The 16,649-nt window shown below is 55.8% G+C and carries 12 protein-coding genes; 4 read left to right on the top strand and 8 right to left on the bottom strand.

From position 1 onward, the window contains the following. A complete protein-coding gene (locus tag HPC62_RS02500) occupies positions 1–447 on the bottom strand; it encodes a DUF29 domain-containing protein (RefSeq protein WP_172353608.1) in 447 nt (148 codons plus the stop codon). Positions 448–478: 31 nt separating this feature from the next. After that, complete coding sequence (locus HPC62_RS02495; protein ID WP_172353607.1) at positions 479–3,883, bottom strand: helicase-related protein; 3,405 nt, start codon at positions 3,881–3,883, stop codon at positions 479–481. Between the two features lie 522 nt (positions 3,884–4,405). Here HPC62_RS02495 and HPC62_RS02490 point away from each other — a divergent pair. Next, a complete protein-coding gene (locus HPC62_RS02490) occupies positions 4,406–4,936 on the top strand; it encodes a hypothetical protein (protein ID WP_172353606.1) in 531 nt (176 codons plus the stop codon). Between the two features lie 426 nt (positions 4,937–5,362). Here HPC62_RS02490 and HPC62_RS02485 read toward each other — a convergent pair whose 3' ends face one another. The 4 genes from HPC62_RS02485 to HPC62_RS02470 form a co-directional block, all read right to left on the bottom strand. Further along, on the bottom strand, positions 5,363–5,659 hold the full coding sequence (locus tag HPC62_RS02485) for a hypothetical protein (RefSeq protein WP_225906723.1): 297 nt from the start codon (positions 5,657–5,659) through the stop codon (positions 5,363–5,365). Between the two features lie 281 nt (positions 5,660–5,940). Next, the gene (pdeM, locus tag HPC62_RS02480) at positions 5,941–6,624 is read right to left on the bottom strand and encodes a ligase-associated DNA damage response endonuclease PdeM (protein ID WP_172353605.1); all 684 of its coding nucleotides are present in this window, start codon (positions 6,622–6,624) and stop codon (positions 5,941–5,943) included. A gap of 22 nt (positions 6,625–6,646) precedes the next feature. Then, positions 6,647–9,004 (bottom strand): ATP-dependent helicase, encoded by a 2,358-nt coding sequence (locus tag HPC62_RS02475; protein WP_172353604.1) that lies wholly within the window; start codon positions 9,002–9,004, stop codon positions 6,647–6,649. 51 nt (positions 9,005–9,055) lie between these two features. Next, complete coding sequence (locus HPC62_RS02470; protein WP_172353603.1) at positions 9,056–9,424, bottom strand: MerR family DNA-binding protein; 369 nt, start codon at positions 9,422–9,424, stop codon at positions 9,056–9,058. A 75-nt stretch (positions 9,425–9,499) separates the two neighbouring features. Here HPC62_RS02470 and HPC62_RS02465 point away from each other — a divergent pair, with 75 nt between their 5' ends. Next, complete coding sequence (locus tag HPC62_RS02465; protein WP_225906722.1) at positions 9,500–10,327, top strand: SDR family oxidoreductase; 828 nt, start codon at positions 9,500–9,502, stop codon at positions 10,325–10,327. Positions 10,328–10,412: 85 nt separating this feature from the next. Continuing rightward, entirely contained in the window at positions 10,413–10,997 is a 585-nt protein-coding gene (locus tag HPC62_RS02460) for a Uma2 family endonuclease (RefSeq protein WP_172353602.1), read from the top strand. A gap of 21 nt (positions 10,998–11,018) precedes the next feature. Here HPC62_RS02460 and HPC62_RS02455 read toward each other — a convergent pair whose 3' ends face one another. Next, entirely contained in the window at positions 11,019–11,468 is a 450-nt protein-coding gene (locus tag HPC62_RS02455; RefSeq protein ID WP_172353601.1) for a DUF1810 domain-containing protein, read from the bottom strand. A 30-nt stretch (positions 11,469–11,498) separates the two neighbouring features. Between HPC62_RS02455 and HPC62_RS02450 the strand changes: the two genes are divergently transcribed. Beyond that, positions 11,499–13,292 (top strand): glycosyltransferase family 39 protein, encoded by a 1,794-nt coding sequence (locus HPC62_RS02450; protein ID WP_172353600.1) that lies wholly within the window; start codon positions 11,499–11,501, stop codon positions 13,290–13,292. Here the strand turns inward: HPC62_RS02450 and HPC62_RS02445 are convergent. Continuing rightward, positions 13,237–16,503: a PAS domain-containing protein gene (locus HPC62_RS02445; protein WP_172353599.1), complete on the bottom strand. Its 3,267-nt coding sequence runs from the start codon at positions 16,501–16,503 to the stop codon at positions 13,237–13,239. The two genes, HPC62_RS02450 and HPC62_RS02445, sit on opposite strands and share 56 nt — an antisense overlap. Between the last annotated feature and the right edge of the window lie 146 nt (positions 16,504–16,649).

Here is a 16,649-nt window from a genome sequence, read left to right as displayed (position 1 = left end):
TCAAGCAGGGTTCAAATCCGTGGGAAAATTCGGGTCAAACAGTTGTTCAAATGTGTAGGGGCAACTCTCAGGCAAATTTCCATAATCCAAAGGAGTTTCCTTCACCACTAAATCCTTGCCAGCTTCATAGGCATCGGCGATCGCCTGTGATAGATAGGGCTTGAGGCTAGGGTTTTCCTTCAGGAGTTGCAAAATTTCTCGCCGCTGCTCACGAATGCTTACTCGCCAGCTTTTACTACGCTTTTCGGGTTGATAGTCCCACTTCAACAGGTGCCCAATCAAAACACCGAGTCGATTTCTAAGTTCCTGACGCTGTTGTTTTCCCAAAGACTCAATTTCCTCCACCAAATTGGTAATATCGAGATGCTTAAAATCCCCCTCCTTGAGCAGATTCGACTGTTCTAACGTCCAAGCGTAAAAATCGGTTTCATAGAGATTGGATGGCATCGTGTCCTCCTCTGTCCTACTTGCTCCTAATCTAGCCTCTAAATAACCCCATCGAACAGATAATCTGCATTCCGTCTCGCCGTTCCTCTGTGTTGATCACACACAGGGCATCATGCTCTCGCAGAAATGTAACCAGTTTTGCTAACTGCTCATCGCTAATGCCTGCTTTTAGTTCCCGATTTAGACGGGCGATCGCATTTTGCTTCATGGGATTTTGGTTTATCTCCTCAATTGCCTTTTCCAGATTTTCCCAATCTGTGCCTCTCGCTAACAGGGGGGCGGTTTCGCGGATGCGTTGCGTGTAGGCCATTAGGCGATCGTAGATCCGTGCCGCTGCGCTCCGCTTATGGCCCAAGGTTCCCGTCACCGTCTTGGTTTGCTCCGCGATCCGTTCTGCTCCGCGTGTCACCAACTTATGGTGCTGGGGATGCCGCGGCAAGGACGGGGTATCAATACTGCATCGTGCCATGCGTAAAATGCGCATTTGTGACTGCGTGACGCTGTTGCCATCTTTGTCTACCCATGCCAAAGCATCCGTGCCTCCATCCGTGCGGAGGTACAACAGCACGCCCTCTGGATCTGCTCCCGTTGGTTCATGCTCACGAGTGGAATAGACCACATCGGGTAGTTTTTCAATGATGCCTTTGAGCGCAGGGTTGGCATCGATCGCACTTTGCCAAATCTGCAACGCTTCCGAGGTTAAATCCACCTCGCCTTCATCGGCTTCGTCGAGCACCCCGGATCGCTCATTGTAAAGATTGAGCAGCATCTCCCGCGCTTGTTCGTCCTCAAAAAAGGCTTCATCGGTGCCCACGACCTCTTGATTTTGCTGGAGGCGATCGCGCAACCGTCCCCGCAGATTGATCAACCGCTCCACTCCCTCCGCTGGTAAGAATGAATAGCATAGAATCTCTTCTGCTTGCTGCCCAATTCGGTCTACCCGCCCCGCCCGCTGAATCAGGCGAATAATCGCCCAGGGCAAATCGTAATTGACAATAATGGCGCAATCTTGCAGGTTTTGTCCCTCACTCAACACATCCGTCGCCACCAACACCCGTAACTGTTCAGACTCTGGGATCGTTTTCTCATTACTGACCGGACTAAACCGCCAAGCCAGAGCCGTCGGGTCAGCCGATTGTCCCGTTGCCAAGCCCACCTGCTGAATGCCTTGGTCTTCGAGCGCTCTTGCCAGATACCGAGCCGTATCGGCAAACTGAGTGAAAATCAATACCTTATCCGTAGGATGTTGCTGTTGTAATAACGCCACCAGCGCTCCTAACTTGGCATCCAAAGCGGGGTTCCATTTCCCTGCTAGCTGCAAAATTCCAATCAAAGCGGTGGCATCTTGTTGAAGATGCTGCTGCAACTCTGGACGAAACAGATTGGCACGAATCCACTTAAATCGACGCGGGTATTGATCTCGGTATAAGCGATAAATCTCCGCTGCCCGTTGAGCCATTTGTTCATTGGTACGCCCTTCTGGCGTAGCATCCTGCTGCGGGTCAATGTCTTCTTCATCCACAGCCTCAGTTGCCTCTTCAGAACTTTCCCAATCCTGACTTAGGAGCGAATCTTCGTCTTCATCGTTTCCTACCTCGTCCAGCAATGCGGCGTCTTGGGTGCCAATCGGCAGAGGAAGATCGTGGGTGATCGCATGGAGATACACATAATTCCGCAGAATATGTCGTTCCAACGACTGAAGAAATGCGGCACCGCTACTCTCTAATCGCTTAAACAAATTGGTGCGGCAAAAGCCCATTAACCGCTGCCCCGCATGGGAAAGATTGGCTAACAATTGCTCTTCCTCAGCACTAGCAATCGGACTGGGTAGGGGCGCAATGTATAACCCCAACCCATAGCGGGGCAAATTTAGAGCGTTGATGATATCCACCACGCGATCAGCATATAACCGAGCATAGGGATCGCTCTGGGGTTCTCCAATGATGAATCGAACCGTCTGAGGACGACGGATCGGAAAATAGGATCGCCGTCCATCGGCAAATTCCAGATAGTATCGTTCCCCATCCTGTCTGGCATAGGTATTTTTGATAAAACTGCGGGTTCGCCGCACCATGTAGCGACTCATCAACTGCTGCCAGTCCTCCGGCTCTGGACTTTGCTCAAATGCCAAGAGCGATCGCACCGGGCTAGTGCTATGCCTGCGACGAAACTGCATCTCACCACCAATGCTGCGAATATAGGCTTCGGGTTTAATACCCAAATCGGCATCTGGACGCAAAAATAACTGCAACTGAGCCGACAAGTCCAAATAGGTTTTGTTGTAGGGCGTTGCCGTCAGCAAAATACACCGACTGCCGCTTTGCTCAATGTAGTCTTTAATAGCTTGATACCGCTTGCCCTCTTTGTTCCGCAGGTTGTGACTCTCATCGATCAGCACTAGCCGAAACCGGGCTGGCACATTGGGCAATTCCTGAATCGCTCGGCTAATCGGAACCACCTTGCCTCGCAAGCCATAGCGATCGATATAACCCTGCCACATTTTTTCCAGATTCTTGGGGCAGATAATCAGCGTGCTGGTGCCGTATTCTTCTTCGCAAAGATGGGCGATCGCTGTCCCCACCAAAGTTTTACCCAGCCCAACGACATCGCCAATAATCACCCCATTGCGTTTGTTGACATGGTGTGCGGCAATTTGCACCGCCGCTTCCTGAAACGGTAACAACCCAAAACTGGCCGGAGCACGATATTGGCTCAACCCATCCCGCGCTTCTTGGGATAAGTGATACGCCATTTTTAGATAGACAAAATAGGGCTTGAGCGATCGCCCCGCCCAACTTTCATCAATAATCTCTGCCAATTGTTCAGAAATATCTAGGCAAAAGCGATCGTCCCAACGATCTGCAAACCACTGCTCCAGCTTACTTGTATCGTCCCGATCCACCACTTCCACATTGAGTTCACCCTGGTATTTCAATCCGGAGAGGGTCAAGTTGCTGCTACCTACATAGCCAATAGTGGGTGTGGCTCGGTCTTTGCGGTAAATCAGATACAGTTTGGCATGAAGGGGATAACGTAAAAATAGCTTGACCTGAAGTTTGTGGGTCAGGAGTTGCGATCGCAACCGTTGCAACCCCTCTTCATCAGCGGCACTGGGCGCACCATAGGTCAACTGCTGCCGAAACTCCTGCGCCATCAGGGTGTGTAGTCGAATCGCCTGCCCCTGATCAATCCGCTCTGGCTCCACCCCAATCGCTAATGCTTGTCGTAGTTCCTCTTTTGGCAAACGGTACATCCCCACCAGCAATCGACAAGCCTGCCCCTCCCCCCCCTCAAATTGCTCAATATCGGCATCAATTTGTCGCCATCCCCGCAAGTTGAAATAGCCCACACAGAGATCAGCACGGTAGGCTTGCTTCAGGTAGTGCTGCAACTCAGGCAGGATGGGTTGCTCGATATTGTCGTAAATACTGGACATGGATTTTATACGGAGCAGGATTTTGGGCTGACATGATCGATCATATCCGGCGAATCTTCAATCGCCTGAATATGATCCTTTGCACTGCTGAGAGTCACAAAACGCCGCCCTATCAATACCCCATGCCCTGAATTTTCAACACTAACCCGAAGAACCTCAAGTACTGCCCAAACAGATGAGCTAAGCGGCACAACGACTAAGCCCACCGGATGCAGACTACCTTTGCTGCTCACCAACTAGCTTTCGGGAGCATCCCACTTTCGCGAAAACAGTGCGAAGGGTGACAATGGGAGGGTAGCCCCAGGGATGACTCACCATGACACCTGAAGACCAAAAGCGATTGGAAGCTTGTACAGCAGAGATCGCCGAGATTTTGTATCGCAATAGCAACCGAGAGGGGCTCGATAGTCTAGAAGGCATCGAGCAGACTGTACGACGGCAAATGCTAGAGGAGGTGAGCCCTCGAGTTGCCCTTTTTTTGTCAACCAGAAAGCCTACCCCGCCCGAGGCCGGGTTCGCCGATTGAAGAGTTTGGTAGGGGTCCTTGAGATTCGTCAAAGTCAGGCAGAACGGTTAGGCGTAAAGGCTTACAGCCGTCTCAGTGGTGGCCTAGAGAAAGCCAACCTACGCTTAAGTGCCAACGAATCGTTTCAAGATGCAGAGGATGACATCGTAGCCCTGACCGGGATGCGGGTCGGGCACTCGACCCAACAACGTCTGGTGGGGCGTCAGTCGTTCGAGTCTGCCGAGGCTAAACAAGGCGTCAGTGAGGTCAGCATTGATGGCGGCAAAGTCCGTCTGCGTGACCTGCTAGAGTCCGATAGCCCGTGGCGAGACTACAAAGCGGTGCGGGTGGAGGGGATTTATTACAACGCCTTCTTCCAAGACAATGACAGCTTGATTGATTATCTCAGCGCTCAACGCTTGCTCTCCCCACTGGTCTGTCTGGGCGATGGTCACGCTGGGGTGTGGAATCTGTTTACTCAACTCACCACCGTTGAGACCCGTTGGGAAATCCTCGATTGGTACCGCGACGTATTCCCTTCAATGTAGACATCAATAATTTTTTGTCTAAGATCTAGTGAGTAGGGTCGCATCTGAGTTAAGGGTAAAGTCAATTCACTGAATAGACTATATCAAAATACGCCTCACTAGGATAGAAATTGCTATATACGGAAACCGTCGAGCTAATTCCGGATGTTGGGGAATTAAACCGAAACTTTCCGTATAATATCTGCCTCAGGGTAATTAAACCGACATTTTCCGTATGTTTTCAGAATCACGGCAAAGACTGTGAGGAATTTATACCTGTACACTGAATCGGGGTGGACGAGAGGTACGGAGTCCGTTGGATGGGTGAGTGCAGGAGAGGGCTTTAGGGGTGTTTGGACGGGTTGAGTTTTGGAGTGGGGATTTTGGATTTTGGAGTGAGGGGATGCCCTGCTAAAATCCAAAACCCAAAATCCTCCTTATCTGTTCTTACTCGTTTGCACCAGGATTGCTGCGGATTTCACGATGGAGGTAGCGCAGCACTTCACCGGGGCGACCGTCGAGGACGATGCCGTGGGGCGGGAAGTCTAGGGCGTGCGTCCACTCGAAGCGTTCGGCGTAGCGCAGCAGGTGCAGACGGTCAATCGCCATCTGCGCGTCTTCAGGCAGGCCAATGATGCAGTGGCGCAGGCGGCGGTGGTGGGGCAGTTCGCAGGTGAGCGGGGGCAGCGAAAACTGGGTCGCCTCCGAGAATGGGGACGACCAGGTGTATTGAATTGTCAGCATTTGGGGTTTCCTCCTGGAAACGAGTGGGGTAGGAAACCCCGAAATGTTGGCCGCCCACGGACGTGAAGCGCTGGGACAGGGCGGCCTACAATGGACGCAGCCCTGAGACAGGCACAGACTGTCGAGGGGTCAGGTGTTGGTAGGTGTTGCGAGCATCTACCGACACCGCAGGTGACTAAACGACCAAAATTTCGGGGGAAAGATTAAGCCGCGCTGACTTGGGGTCATTCACAGCTTGATGGTCGATTGTAGTCGATGTGTTTGCATCTTGCAAGAAAAACTTAGAAAGTTTGGATTCTGCGCCGCCCCGCCTGCGAGTTTCCCGAAAACGGGACGACTTTATCTTCTGCCACCCCATAGGCGATCGCCCCTGGTGTTAGCCGCACCTCATAGCCGCCCGTGAAGCCGCCGAAGGACGGCAGGATCAGCCGATGGGGCGGCTCCAGCAAGAAGCACGGCAGTCGGAGCGAGTCGAGTCGAGTCTTGAGCCGCAAACAGGGATGGATATGACCACAAAGATTCACGCAATCAGGAACATCAGCCGGTTCGTGACTGAGAACGAGTCCAGGATATTCGATGGGGTGGGCGTGGAACGGGATTTCAAATGAATCTAGCAAAGAGGCGATCGCCCGATCGTGATTTCCCAAGATCACCTGCACCGTTGCGCCACAGGTCTCAGCAAAGTGAATCCAGGATTGCAGGACTGCGTCATCCAGTCCGCGGGGCGAATGGAACAGATCGCCTAGAACACAGAGCGTTTTGGGCGAGAGGCGATCGCACAGGATATTGAGTCGTTCCAGCGTATCCTGATTCACACGATTGGGAATTGGCACACCCAGCGACTGGAACGCTTCGGATTTTCCCAAATGCACGTCTGCGACCAGCAGCAAATCCAAATCAGGAACATATACGGCCTTGTCTGGCAAAAGCTGGAGGCGCTGATTGAGAACAGAGATTTCATGCATGGCGAAGGATGATATGCAGAATTTACGAACGCCCCAGAGCTTGCATGAGCGCATTCAGAACAGGCGTGGGCTGTTGGGCCTGCAAATTCGACGGATTCGCCCAGCTAAAGGGAGCCTGACGCTCGGCCGCCATCCACAGCAGGCGACGGGCGCGGGTCATGGCGACATACAGCAGGCGATACTCTTCCGCAATTTTAAGCTGCTGCGCCTGCTGCCAGGCCGTGTGGATATCGGGCAAAGGCGACTGGTGAACCTGAGCGCGAATCTGGGCGCGGGCCACTTCTGCTAGGTCAAATTCACCTAAAAATTGCTGAGCAGGCGGCACCCAGGCTTTTCCCGGAATCGTCTGCTGTTGCAAAAATGGCAAAAATACAAAATCCCAGTCTAGCCCCTTGGCCTTGTGCATGGTGATGATGGTGAGTTGCTTAGGGCGGACGTAGCGCGTGTCGATGTCCTCCGTTTCCACAGGCTCAAACCGCTCGGATTGGACAATTTCGCTTAGCACCTCCAGCGTGAATTGCAGCGACGGCTCGCTGGCGGTTTGCTGGGCGATGCGGGCAGCGAGTTTGTCGGCGGTGGCGAGTTCCGTCTGGTCATAGTTCAGCGTCAGCGCCAGAAACGGAATCAGTTGAAACTGGGGCAATTCTACCCGCGCCCGCAGCAAGCCCGCACAATAGCGCCGCGCCTGCACGACCGGATCGGGCTGGGGCGTTTCCAGCGGGCCGGGATAGAGAAAATCTTCCGGCTGGCTGCTGAGCGCGTCGAGGTCCTGGGGCGGAATCAGTTGCCGATCGGCCAGCACCCGCAGCGCTGCTTTTAGGTTATCGGGCGAATGGGGGCGATCGCAAAATTGCAGCAGGGTCAAAATTTCGCCAGGGACGTGGGAATGGCGATCGCGCTCTCCCACCTCATACACCGCAATGCCCAGCGCCCCCAAATCCGCACCCAGCTTATATTCCGTCGGATTTCGTAGCACAGTGGCCACAAAGCGCCCCATGCGGTTTTCGCGCACCAGCACCGCCGCCCGCGCCTCTGGCTCTCTGGCAAACAGTTCCGCTACCCGCTGGGCGATCAAATCCACGCTGCGGTAGATATCCGGCGGAAAGCGGATCTCCACGCCTTCGCCCTCTGGCGGCGGATTGCTGTCGGTTTGGGGGTCGCCGGGGGGCACGGGACGGATCGCCTGGAGGCGAAAGGGGAGGGGGCTTGCAGCAAGGGGGCGATCGGGTGCGTTGTTGACCCACTGCACCAGGAAATTGGCGGCATCGATGATGGGCTGCGTGCTGCGGCCGGCCTGATCCATTTCGGCAAGGCGGCCCTGCCGCTGGCACTGGGCGCAAAATTCGCGGAAAAACAGCGGGTCGGCAGGGGTGAAGGTGGAGTTGATGGCCTGGTTGGGATCGCCAACGCGGACGAGGTTGGGCTGTCCGGTGTGGGAATCGGCGGCAAGCAGTTCCAGCAGGCGCGTTTGCAGGGGCGAGGAATCCTGGGCTTCGTCTTCAAACACGGCGTAGACCTGCTGCTGCCAGGATTGCCGCGCTTCGTCGTTTTGCAAAACGCGCAGGGCTGCAAGGATCATGTCGTCGTAATCCAAAAAGCTGCGCTGATGGAGCAGGGTTTCGTACTGTTCGTAGAGTCCGGCGGCGACTTGCAGGGCGATGTTGTTGGGTAGAAGGTTGAGGCCGTCTTCGGTGATGTAGGACGGAGAAAAGTCGGCGCTTTGGGCGATCGCTCTCACGTCGTCAGGACTCAAACCCGAACTTTTGGCTTCGTGAATCGCGGTGTTCGCCAGATTTGGCAAAATCTCCGTGCCCAGCACCGATCGCCGCCGCAGCCGCTCCGTTTCCTCAGCATCAACCTGCTGCCCTTCCAAAAGCTGGCGATAGAGGTCGGGATGCAGGGCGCTCCACTGCTCCACGGCAGTTTTGATCAAGCGATTGCCCCGCTCCGGCGTGATCAGCGTCAGCCGGGTCAGGTCAAGTTCGGACAAATCGGGGTGGCGGCTGGCAATGTTCAGCGCCAGGCCGTGCAGCGTGTAGACTGAAAATCCGGTGGTGGGCAGTCCCAATTCTTTCAGCAACTCACGGATTTTTGCCCGCAGGTTTGCCGCCGCCGAGCGCGTGAAGGTGACCAGGAAAATCTGGCGGCTGGGTAGGGTGCGGTCACGCAATGCGTTCTGATAGCGCCGTCCCAGCAGAATCGCCGTGGCGATCGCCATGCCCGTCGATTTCCCAGACCCCGGCACCGCCGACACTGCCAGCGGCCCGCCCGTCCAGTCGGCCAGGCGCTGCTGCCCCGGTCGCAGGCGATCGCGCAGGGCTTCTAGCTCCACACCGAGCGCTTGAGAGTTAAGGGCTGAAAGCTGACTAGGAGATTGCATTATCAAAAATGCGGGAGGTTTGAAAACTGCTGCTTTCAGCATTCTAGGCGCTTAAACATTGGCGTTGCGGTCTTGCTGGAGCAAGTTCAGTTTCTCCAAAAGATAGGCTTTGATTTCGGCTAGCTGCTGCATTTTGTGACCAATTTCGACCACTTTTCGCTCGATTGTGGCAATTTGCTCCTGTTTGGGCATATTGCCGCCGCCCCACTCATTTAGCAACTGTCGGATTTCCTGAAGAGTAAAGCCCAACCCTTTACCCCGACTGATCATCATGAGCCGCTCCACCACTTCGGGGCTGTATTCCTTGTAAAGTCGGCTACCCGCCGGGCGATCGCCCCCAGAAATCAGCCCCATTTTTTCGTAAAACCGAATCGTGTCTTTGGACAGTCCAGTCGCTTTGGACAACTCGCCAATCAGCATTTAGAAGTCCCCCTTGACTGTGGAGTATACTCCACAGTTTACGCTGCAAGTTGTCCATTCAGCGTGTAAGAAGGCATGACCACGAGCAAACAGATGAGCCGCAACACCATTTTGATCACCGGGGCTTCGAGCGGTATTGGGCAGGCAACGGCGCAATATTTCTTGGAGAAAGGCTGGAACGTCGCGGCAACAATGCGATCGCCAGACTTGACCGACCATTGTGAGACTGCTGACTTAATTTATCCGCGCCTGGATCTGACCCAGCCAGAAACGATCGAAGCTGCCGTCCACCAAACTGTCTCACGATTTGGGCGAATTGATGTATTAGTGAACAATGCAGGCTATGCGCTGATGGGGCCGCTGGAAGGTGTGTCGCCCAGCCAGTTGGAACATCAGTTTCAGACCAATCTCTTTGGTGCAGTGGCAACCATTCAAGCCGTGCTGCCAATTCTGCGGCGACAGCGCAGTGGTACCATCATCAACGTTGCCTCAATTGGCGGGCGTTTGGCGTTTCCGCTGGCATCGTCTTACCATGCGTCAAAATGGGCGATTGAGGGACTTTCGGAAGCGCTGCGTTATGAATTGCGCCGCTTCAACATTCAGGTCAAAATCATTGAGCCGGGAGGCATTCGCACCAACTTTATCCATCGAGGCACTGCTTGGGCAAAGCATCCAGAATACGCCGACCTGGCTGAGCAAGTTCAACAGTTTAGCGATCGCCTGAATGATTCTCTACCCGGCCCGCAGGGTGTCGCCCGGTCTATCTACCAGGCCGCAACTGATCGCACTCCTCGACTGCGCTATTCGCCCTACGGCAAATCCTTCTTGTTGCTGCATAGCCTGCTACCTGACCGCATTTGGCGAACGCTGGTGTCTCGCTTGATGCTGGGCGCTGGGTATTAGGTAAAACCGGGTGTTGTCCGGAAGATTCGGGCGATCGCCAATTCGCTATGCTAAACGAAAGCGCTGCATTGCGAGAATTGCCGCCATGGTTGCAGAACCCCAATTTCACCGCCGTTCTCCCCAAGAGTATTTAGATTGGGAAGCCGCGCAGGACATCAAGCACGAATATCTAGATGGGGAAGTGTTCGCCATGACGGGCGGCACGATTTTTCATAACTTGATTGCGCTGAATTTGGCCTCCACGTTGAAAACATTTTTGCGAGGCAAGGTCTATCGCGTGTTTATGTCAGATGTGAAAGTGCAAGTCTCTGAACGCGGGGCGTATTTTTATCCTGACGTGATGGTGAGTTGCGATGAGCGCGATCGCCCAGCCGTCAATCTGATTCAACATCCGTGCCTGATCGTAGAAGTGCTGTCCCCCACGACCGAAGCCTTTGATCGGGGCGCAAAGTTTCGTCGCTATCGCCAGCTTTCGACGCTGCAAGAATATGTCTTGATTGATGCGACTCAAATTAGCGTCGATCGCTTCCGTTGCCTCTCAGAAACACATTGGGAGCTGCAATCTTTTGCCGCCGAAGAGACTCTTGAACTTACCAGCATCGACTGGCAAGGGGCGATCGCCCTGCTCTACGAAGATGTAATTTTTGAGCCAAACGCCGCTTCCAATTAATGCACCTGAAATAAATGCTCCTTAAAGGCGTTCTGGCGATCGCCCAATCAACTCCAGCGTTTTGGCATCGGGTTCGCCCTGAAAATATTGATCCAGCAGCCGATGAAACACTGAGCCTAGGGACGAAACCTGGGCGAACAGCGTGGCGCAGGATCTCAGCTTTATGTCGTCGGGTGAGCCAAAGACTTCATGGGCAGAGCGCCCGTCTAGCTGAAGCACCGCCTCGGCACACTCGACCAGGCGATCGCCCAAAACGGGATGTCGCAGGTATGCCTCGGCCTCGGCGAGGCTTTTGATAGCGTAGTGCTGAGACGTGGCGCTAAAGCCCAAGCCCGCGTATTGCGGAAAGATGTACCACATCCAGTGCGATCGCTTTTTGCCTTGCCGAATTTCCGCCAGCGCCCTCGCATAGTCAGACGTTTGCGCCTTCACAAAGCGATTTAGGTCAAAGAGGTCGTCTTGCTCTGTCATAATTCACGTTAGCCAGAAAACTTAGGACTGATGCCGATTGCGCCCAGCCTTGTCATGAAGTTTACCCGCACGCATCTGATCCTTGCTTTGCTGCTGCTCTTGGGGCTGGGGTTGCGGTTTTGGGGGTTGGACTCGAAGCCGATGTGGCTGGATGAGGTGATCACGGCGATCGCCGCGATGGGTCGGCAGTACGGCGAGATTCCGACGGGTCGGTTTTTCCCGCTGTCCCAACTGGACGAGTTTTTCACCGTGCAGCCGGGGCTGAGCTGTGCAGACGTGACCCGGCGGCTAATCGCCACGTCGCCCCATCCGCCGCTGTTTTTTTGCCTGATGTATGGCTGGATGAATGCGTTGCGACCCGGCGAAAACTGGGTCTGGGCGCTGCGATCGCTGCCGGCGCTGTTTGGTGTGGGGGCGATCGCCGCTGTGTATGCGCTGAATCGGGTCGCCTTTTCCCCGGTCGCGGGGCTGGCAGGCGCGGCGGCAATGGCAGTGTCGCCCTTTGGGGTGTATTTGTCTCAGGAGGCGCGGCACTATACGCTGCCTGTGCTGCTCATTACACTGGGTCTGTTGGGGCTGGTGCAGATGCAGCAAGACTTGCAGCGGCATCGGTTTCGCCCGTGGGTGTGGCTGGGCTGGGCGGCGATCGCCGGACTGGGACTCTACGTTCACTATTTCTGCCTGCTGGCGCTGGCGGCGCAGGGGGGGGCGCTGCTGGGCTGGATGTTGCTGCACCGGGGGCAGATGTCGCGCTGGGGCTGGGGGGCGCTGGGGCTGGCGATCGCCGCTATGTTCTTGATTTGCCTGCCCTGGCTGCCTATCTTTTGGGAACATATGAACCGTCCGGAAACCGAGTGGCTGGGGCTGGCAGACGGCATTTTGGGAAGACTCTCACCGCTGCTGCAAACCACGGTGGGCTGGGTGCTGATGGCGGTGATGATGCCTGCGGAAAAGCAGCCACGGGCGATCGCCATTCCGTCGGCGCTGTTGATGCTGGGCTATGCTGCGTGGCTGGGGCGGCTGCTGTGGCGCAGCGGACGAAACCTGTGGGGCAACACGCCGCAGCAGCCCGCGTTGACCTTGCTGGTGGGGTTTCTGGGGCTGGTGCTGCTGGAGTTTGCCATCATCGTCTACGGGCTAAACAAAGATATCACCCTAGCACCGCGCTACAACTTTGTGTATTTTCCAGCAGTCTGTGCGCTGGCAGGGCTGCTGCTGGCCCAGTTGCCCAAGGGGGTGAATGCTCGGCGCGTGTGGGCGATCGCCCTGGCGGTCGGCATCGTCAGCAGCTTGGTCGTCGCCAGTGGACTCGGCTTCTACAAAAGCTTCAACCCGCTGAAGGCCGCCAGCGAAATGTATTCCGACGACCCGACTACGCCCACCCACATCGTCGTCAGCACCCCCAGCACCCAGGAAATCGCTCTGGGCCTCAGCTTTGGGCTGGAGATTCGCCGCCGCGCCGTGCAAGACCATTCCACCACGCCGATTCGCCTGGGGTTTTTACCTCAGCCTGCGCGAGACGCAGCGTTTTGGGAGTCCCTGGCAACCATGCCCCAGCCTCAGGAGCCGCCGCTCAACCTGTGGGTAGTGGGTTCTTCTCAAATGCCTAAGCCCAGCTTTCCTCAGCAAGTCCGCTTGCAGCGCCCGCCTGGTAGCCGCCCCCGCCGGATACGATGCGCGATCGCCCCCGACGAAACCCACCACGCCGCCAACTATCCCTACCAGGGCTACGTTTGCCAAGCGGGGGTAGGGCGTGTCTCTCGTGCCCCTATTCTTCTGCCTCCGCGCTCAGATCCGGCGGCAGCAGCGGCAGGCGGATGGTAAAGGTGGTGGAGTGGCGATCGCCCGATACCGACAAGCTGCCGTGAATTTGCTCAACTCGTCGCCGCGCCAGCGCTAGCCCCAGCCCTGTGCCGCCATGCTTCCAGGGGTCGCTGTTGGGGATGCGGTAGAACTTCTCAAAGATGCGATCGCGCTCCGGTTCGGGGATCGTGATGCCTGTGTTGGTGATGTGGATGGCGTAGTGGGGAGACGCAGGGTGGAGAAGCTGGGCGCTCTCCGTTTCGCTATTTTCTAGAGCTTCTAGTTCTAAATCTTCCAGGCGGGCGGAAACGCAGATCGTCTCGTCGGTAGGCGTGTACTTGCAGGCATTTTGGAGCAGTTCTGTGAGAACTTGTTCCAGGTAGGAAAAATCGGTGGTGACGAACAGCGGCTCGGTAGGCAGGTGAAAGTGCAGGTTTTGCTGCTGGCTGCGGGCGCGGCTGACGAAGGGTTCGGCAACATGCAAGATCCAAGACCGTAGCTCCAAAGTCGTGAGCAGCAGTGGCTCGGTGTTGGCAGTCAGGCGCGACAGGTCGAGCAGGTCGTTGATCAGCCTCGTTTCGCGATCGCACTCGCTTTGCAGAATTTTGAAATACTGCCTGATTTGCGGGTCGTCGAACACGCCCTTGCGCTGAAGCAAAATCTCCAGCATTTCCGCGGACATTTTGATGCTGGACATGGGCGATCGCAGTTCGTGAGACACCGTGTTCAGAAAGTCGTCTTTCAAATGGTTGAGCCGGGCCAGCTCATCGACCTGGCGCTGGGCGCTTTGATAGAGCCGCGACTGACGCAGGGCGATCGCGCACTGGTTGGCAACCTGCTGCACCAGCCGCGTCTCCAGTTCTCGAAAGGCTTCCTGACCGGGCTTGAATAGCCACAAACTGCCCAAGACTTGCTGGTCGTGCAGAATGGGGCAGACCAGCAGCGCCACCGGCTGCTCAGTCAGATGGGTTGCCACCTCTACATCGGCAGCGTCGGCCTCACGGTGGAGCCGCTCACGATGGGCAGTCTCAGGAGGCGTGGATTCACCCGTGGCGCTGAGGCCGGGCAGCGTTTCTAGGCAGCATACCTGCACAAACTGCCCCGCTAAAACGGCTCGATGCACCTCTGGGAGATCGATCAGGGGGAGCACGAGTCCCTGGCTAGAAACCATCTGGGCGTGGCTGCGATATTCATAGTAGATGGTTAGCGTTTGCGTGGTCAGGTCGTATATTCCTGCCTGACAGCGCTCTACCCCCAGCCCCATCCCCAGTTCGGTTACAGCGGTTTGCAAAATCTGGTGTTCGTCCAGGCTATCGCGCACCTTGTCGGTAATCCGCTTGAGCCTTGCCTCCAGGTCGATGGCCTGCTGCAACTGGGTGGTGCGTCGCTGCACCTGCGTTTCCAGGGTGGTGTTGAGGAGTTGCACCTGGTGAAACAGTTCGGACTGCTGGATGGCGATCGCCAGTTGATCGGCCACGGCCTGCGCCACCTCTACTTCCCAGTCTTGCCACGGGTCGAGCGACAGTTCTCGCGTCAGGCTAAAGCTGCCCCACACGGCTTCCCCAATCTTCAGCGGCACCAGCAGCCACCGGGCAGGCATCTCTGCCGCCAGAGCTTGGTTAAAGCTGCCACCGGCCTGGCGATTGTCGCTTAATTGCACGAGCTGACCCTGAGCTAGCTGTTCTGCTAAGAGGTTGCCGCGGTGGGGAATGCGGAGTCCGGGTCGATGGCGGGCGGGCGACCCCGGCGGCACGTATTCTGCCTGAAGCAGCCAGCACGCTTCAGAAGCAAGGTACTTTACAATCGATACACTGCTAAGGTGCAGCAGGGCAGCCGTCTCTCGTACAGCGGTTTCAAAAATCGTGGGCAAATTCAGAGATTGACGGATCGCCTGGATCACCTGATTCAGCATTTGCTCCCGCTGCGATCGCTGCTTGAGTTCTATTTCTAGCTGCTTGCGCTCCGTAATGTCTTGCGTCGTGCCATAGAGCTTGACGACGCGCCCTGACGCATCGATCTCGGCCTGACCCCGCGATTCTAGATAGGCGATCGAGCCGTTGGGCTGACTCAGGCGCAGATCGAGTACGTAGGGCTGGCCAAGGGCGATCGCATTCGACACCGCCGCATCCAGCCGCATCCGATCCTCTGGCACAAATTTTTGCAGCAGTTCTGCATAGCTGGGTTCGCCCTGCGCCCGCTCCAATCCATGAATCTCATACATCTGGTCCGACCAGGTAATCCGCCTCGTTTCCAGGTCAAATTCCCAGTTGCCAATTCGGGCAACGGTCTGGGCTGTTTTCAACCGCGTTTGACTCTGCCGGAGTGCCTCTTCGGTCTGCTTGCGGTGGCTGATGTCGATATCTACCGCCGTGACGCGCCAGCAGTGGTCATGGGGGCTATAAAAGCTGGATGCTGCACTTGAGAACCAGCGGAGGGAGCCGTCTTTGTGGAAAAACCGATATTCATAGGTAACAGGCTCTCCTTGCAAAAGCTGAGTTTGATTAAGCGTTAGGATCTTTTGCCGATCGTCTGGCAGCAGGCGAGACATCCACAACTGTTGATCGGCCATCAGTTCTTCCGCGCTATAGCCAAACAGCGCCTCGCTTCCGGGAGAGCGATAGTCGTAGTCCCAACTGAGGTCGGCATAAAGCCGAAAGCTGGTCACGGCTGCACAGGCGCGGTTCAATACTTCCTGAAGTTGTAGGACGGTTTGCTTTGAGGTGTGTTCTAGGGCTTTGCGATCGCTGATATCGGTCACCAGCGCGTAATAGCCGCGCACCTGCTGGGTTTCGTCCCAGTCGGGCACAAGCAGCACCGACACTGGGCGCGGTTTCCCAATCACGTAGGGCAACTCTGCTTCATAGTGAACTGATTTGCCGGATAGTGCCTGTTCGATAAAGGGAGCCGCAAGCTGGTAGGCCGCCTCCCCAATGACTTCCCGCACAGATTTGCCGTAGAGGTCTTCCCGCCGCCGCTCCATCCACACTTCGTAGGTGCGGTTCATAAAACGGCAGCGCTGGTTAGCATCGACGTAGGAAATGCAAACCGGCAGAGAATCAAGCAATTTCTGGAGTTTCAGTTCATGGCTCCCTAGAGAACTTTCGCCGGAGGGGTGAGAAGGCAGACCGTCAGGCTCCTCCGGCACAGCATCCTCTGTCAAAGCACGGGCTGCCGGGGTTAACGGATTCGGTAATCCATGCGGCTGGGGCAGAGAAAAAGGGCGATCGCTCACGGGTTTGAGATGGCTTGACAGGTAGTCTGCAAAAGCCTGCAAAATACTTGCGCTTAAAGAAAATTTAAGTTTGATTACCTGCCACAATAGCATTCCTGGTGGTGTACAGTTCGGTTCTCACGGCACGATCCAAACGTGGGTTTTAA

It is taken from the genome of Thermoleptolyngbya sichuanensis A183, from assembly GCF_013177315.1.
GTDB lineage: Bacteria > Cyanobacteriota > Cyanobacteriia > Elainellales > Elainellaceae > Thermoleptolyngbya > Thermoleptolyngbya sichuanensis.
Note: the sequence above shows the minus strand (reverse complement) of the source record. Positions and strands in the feature narration are given on the sequence as shown.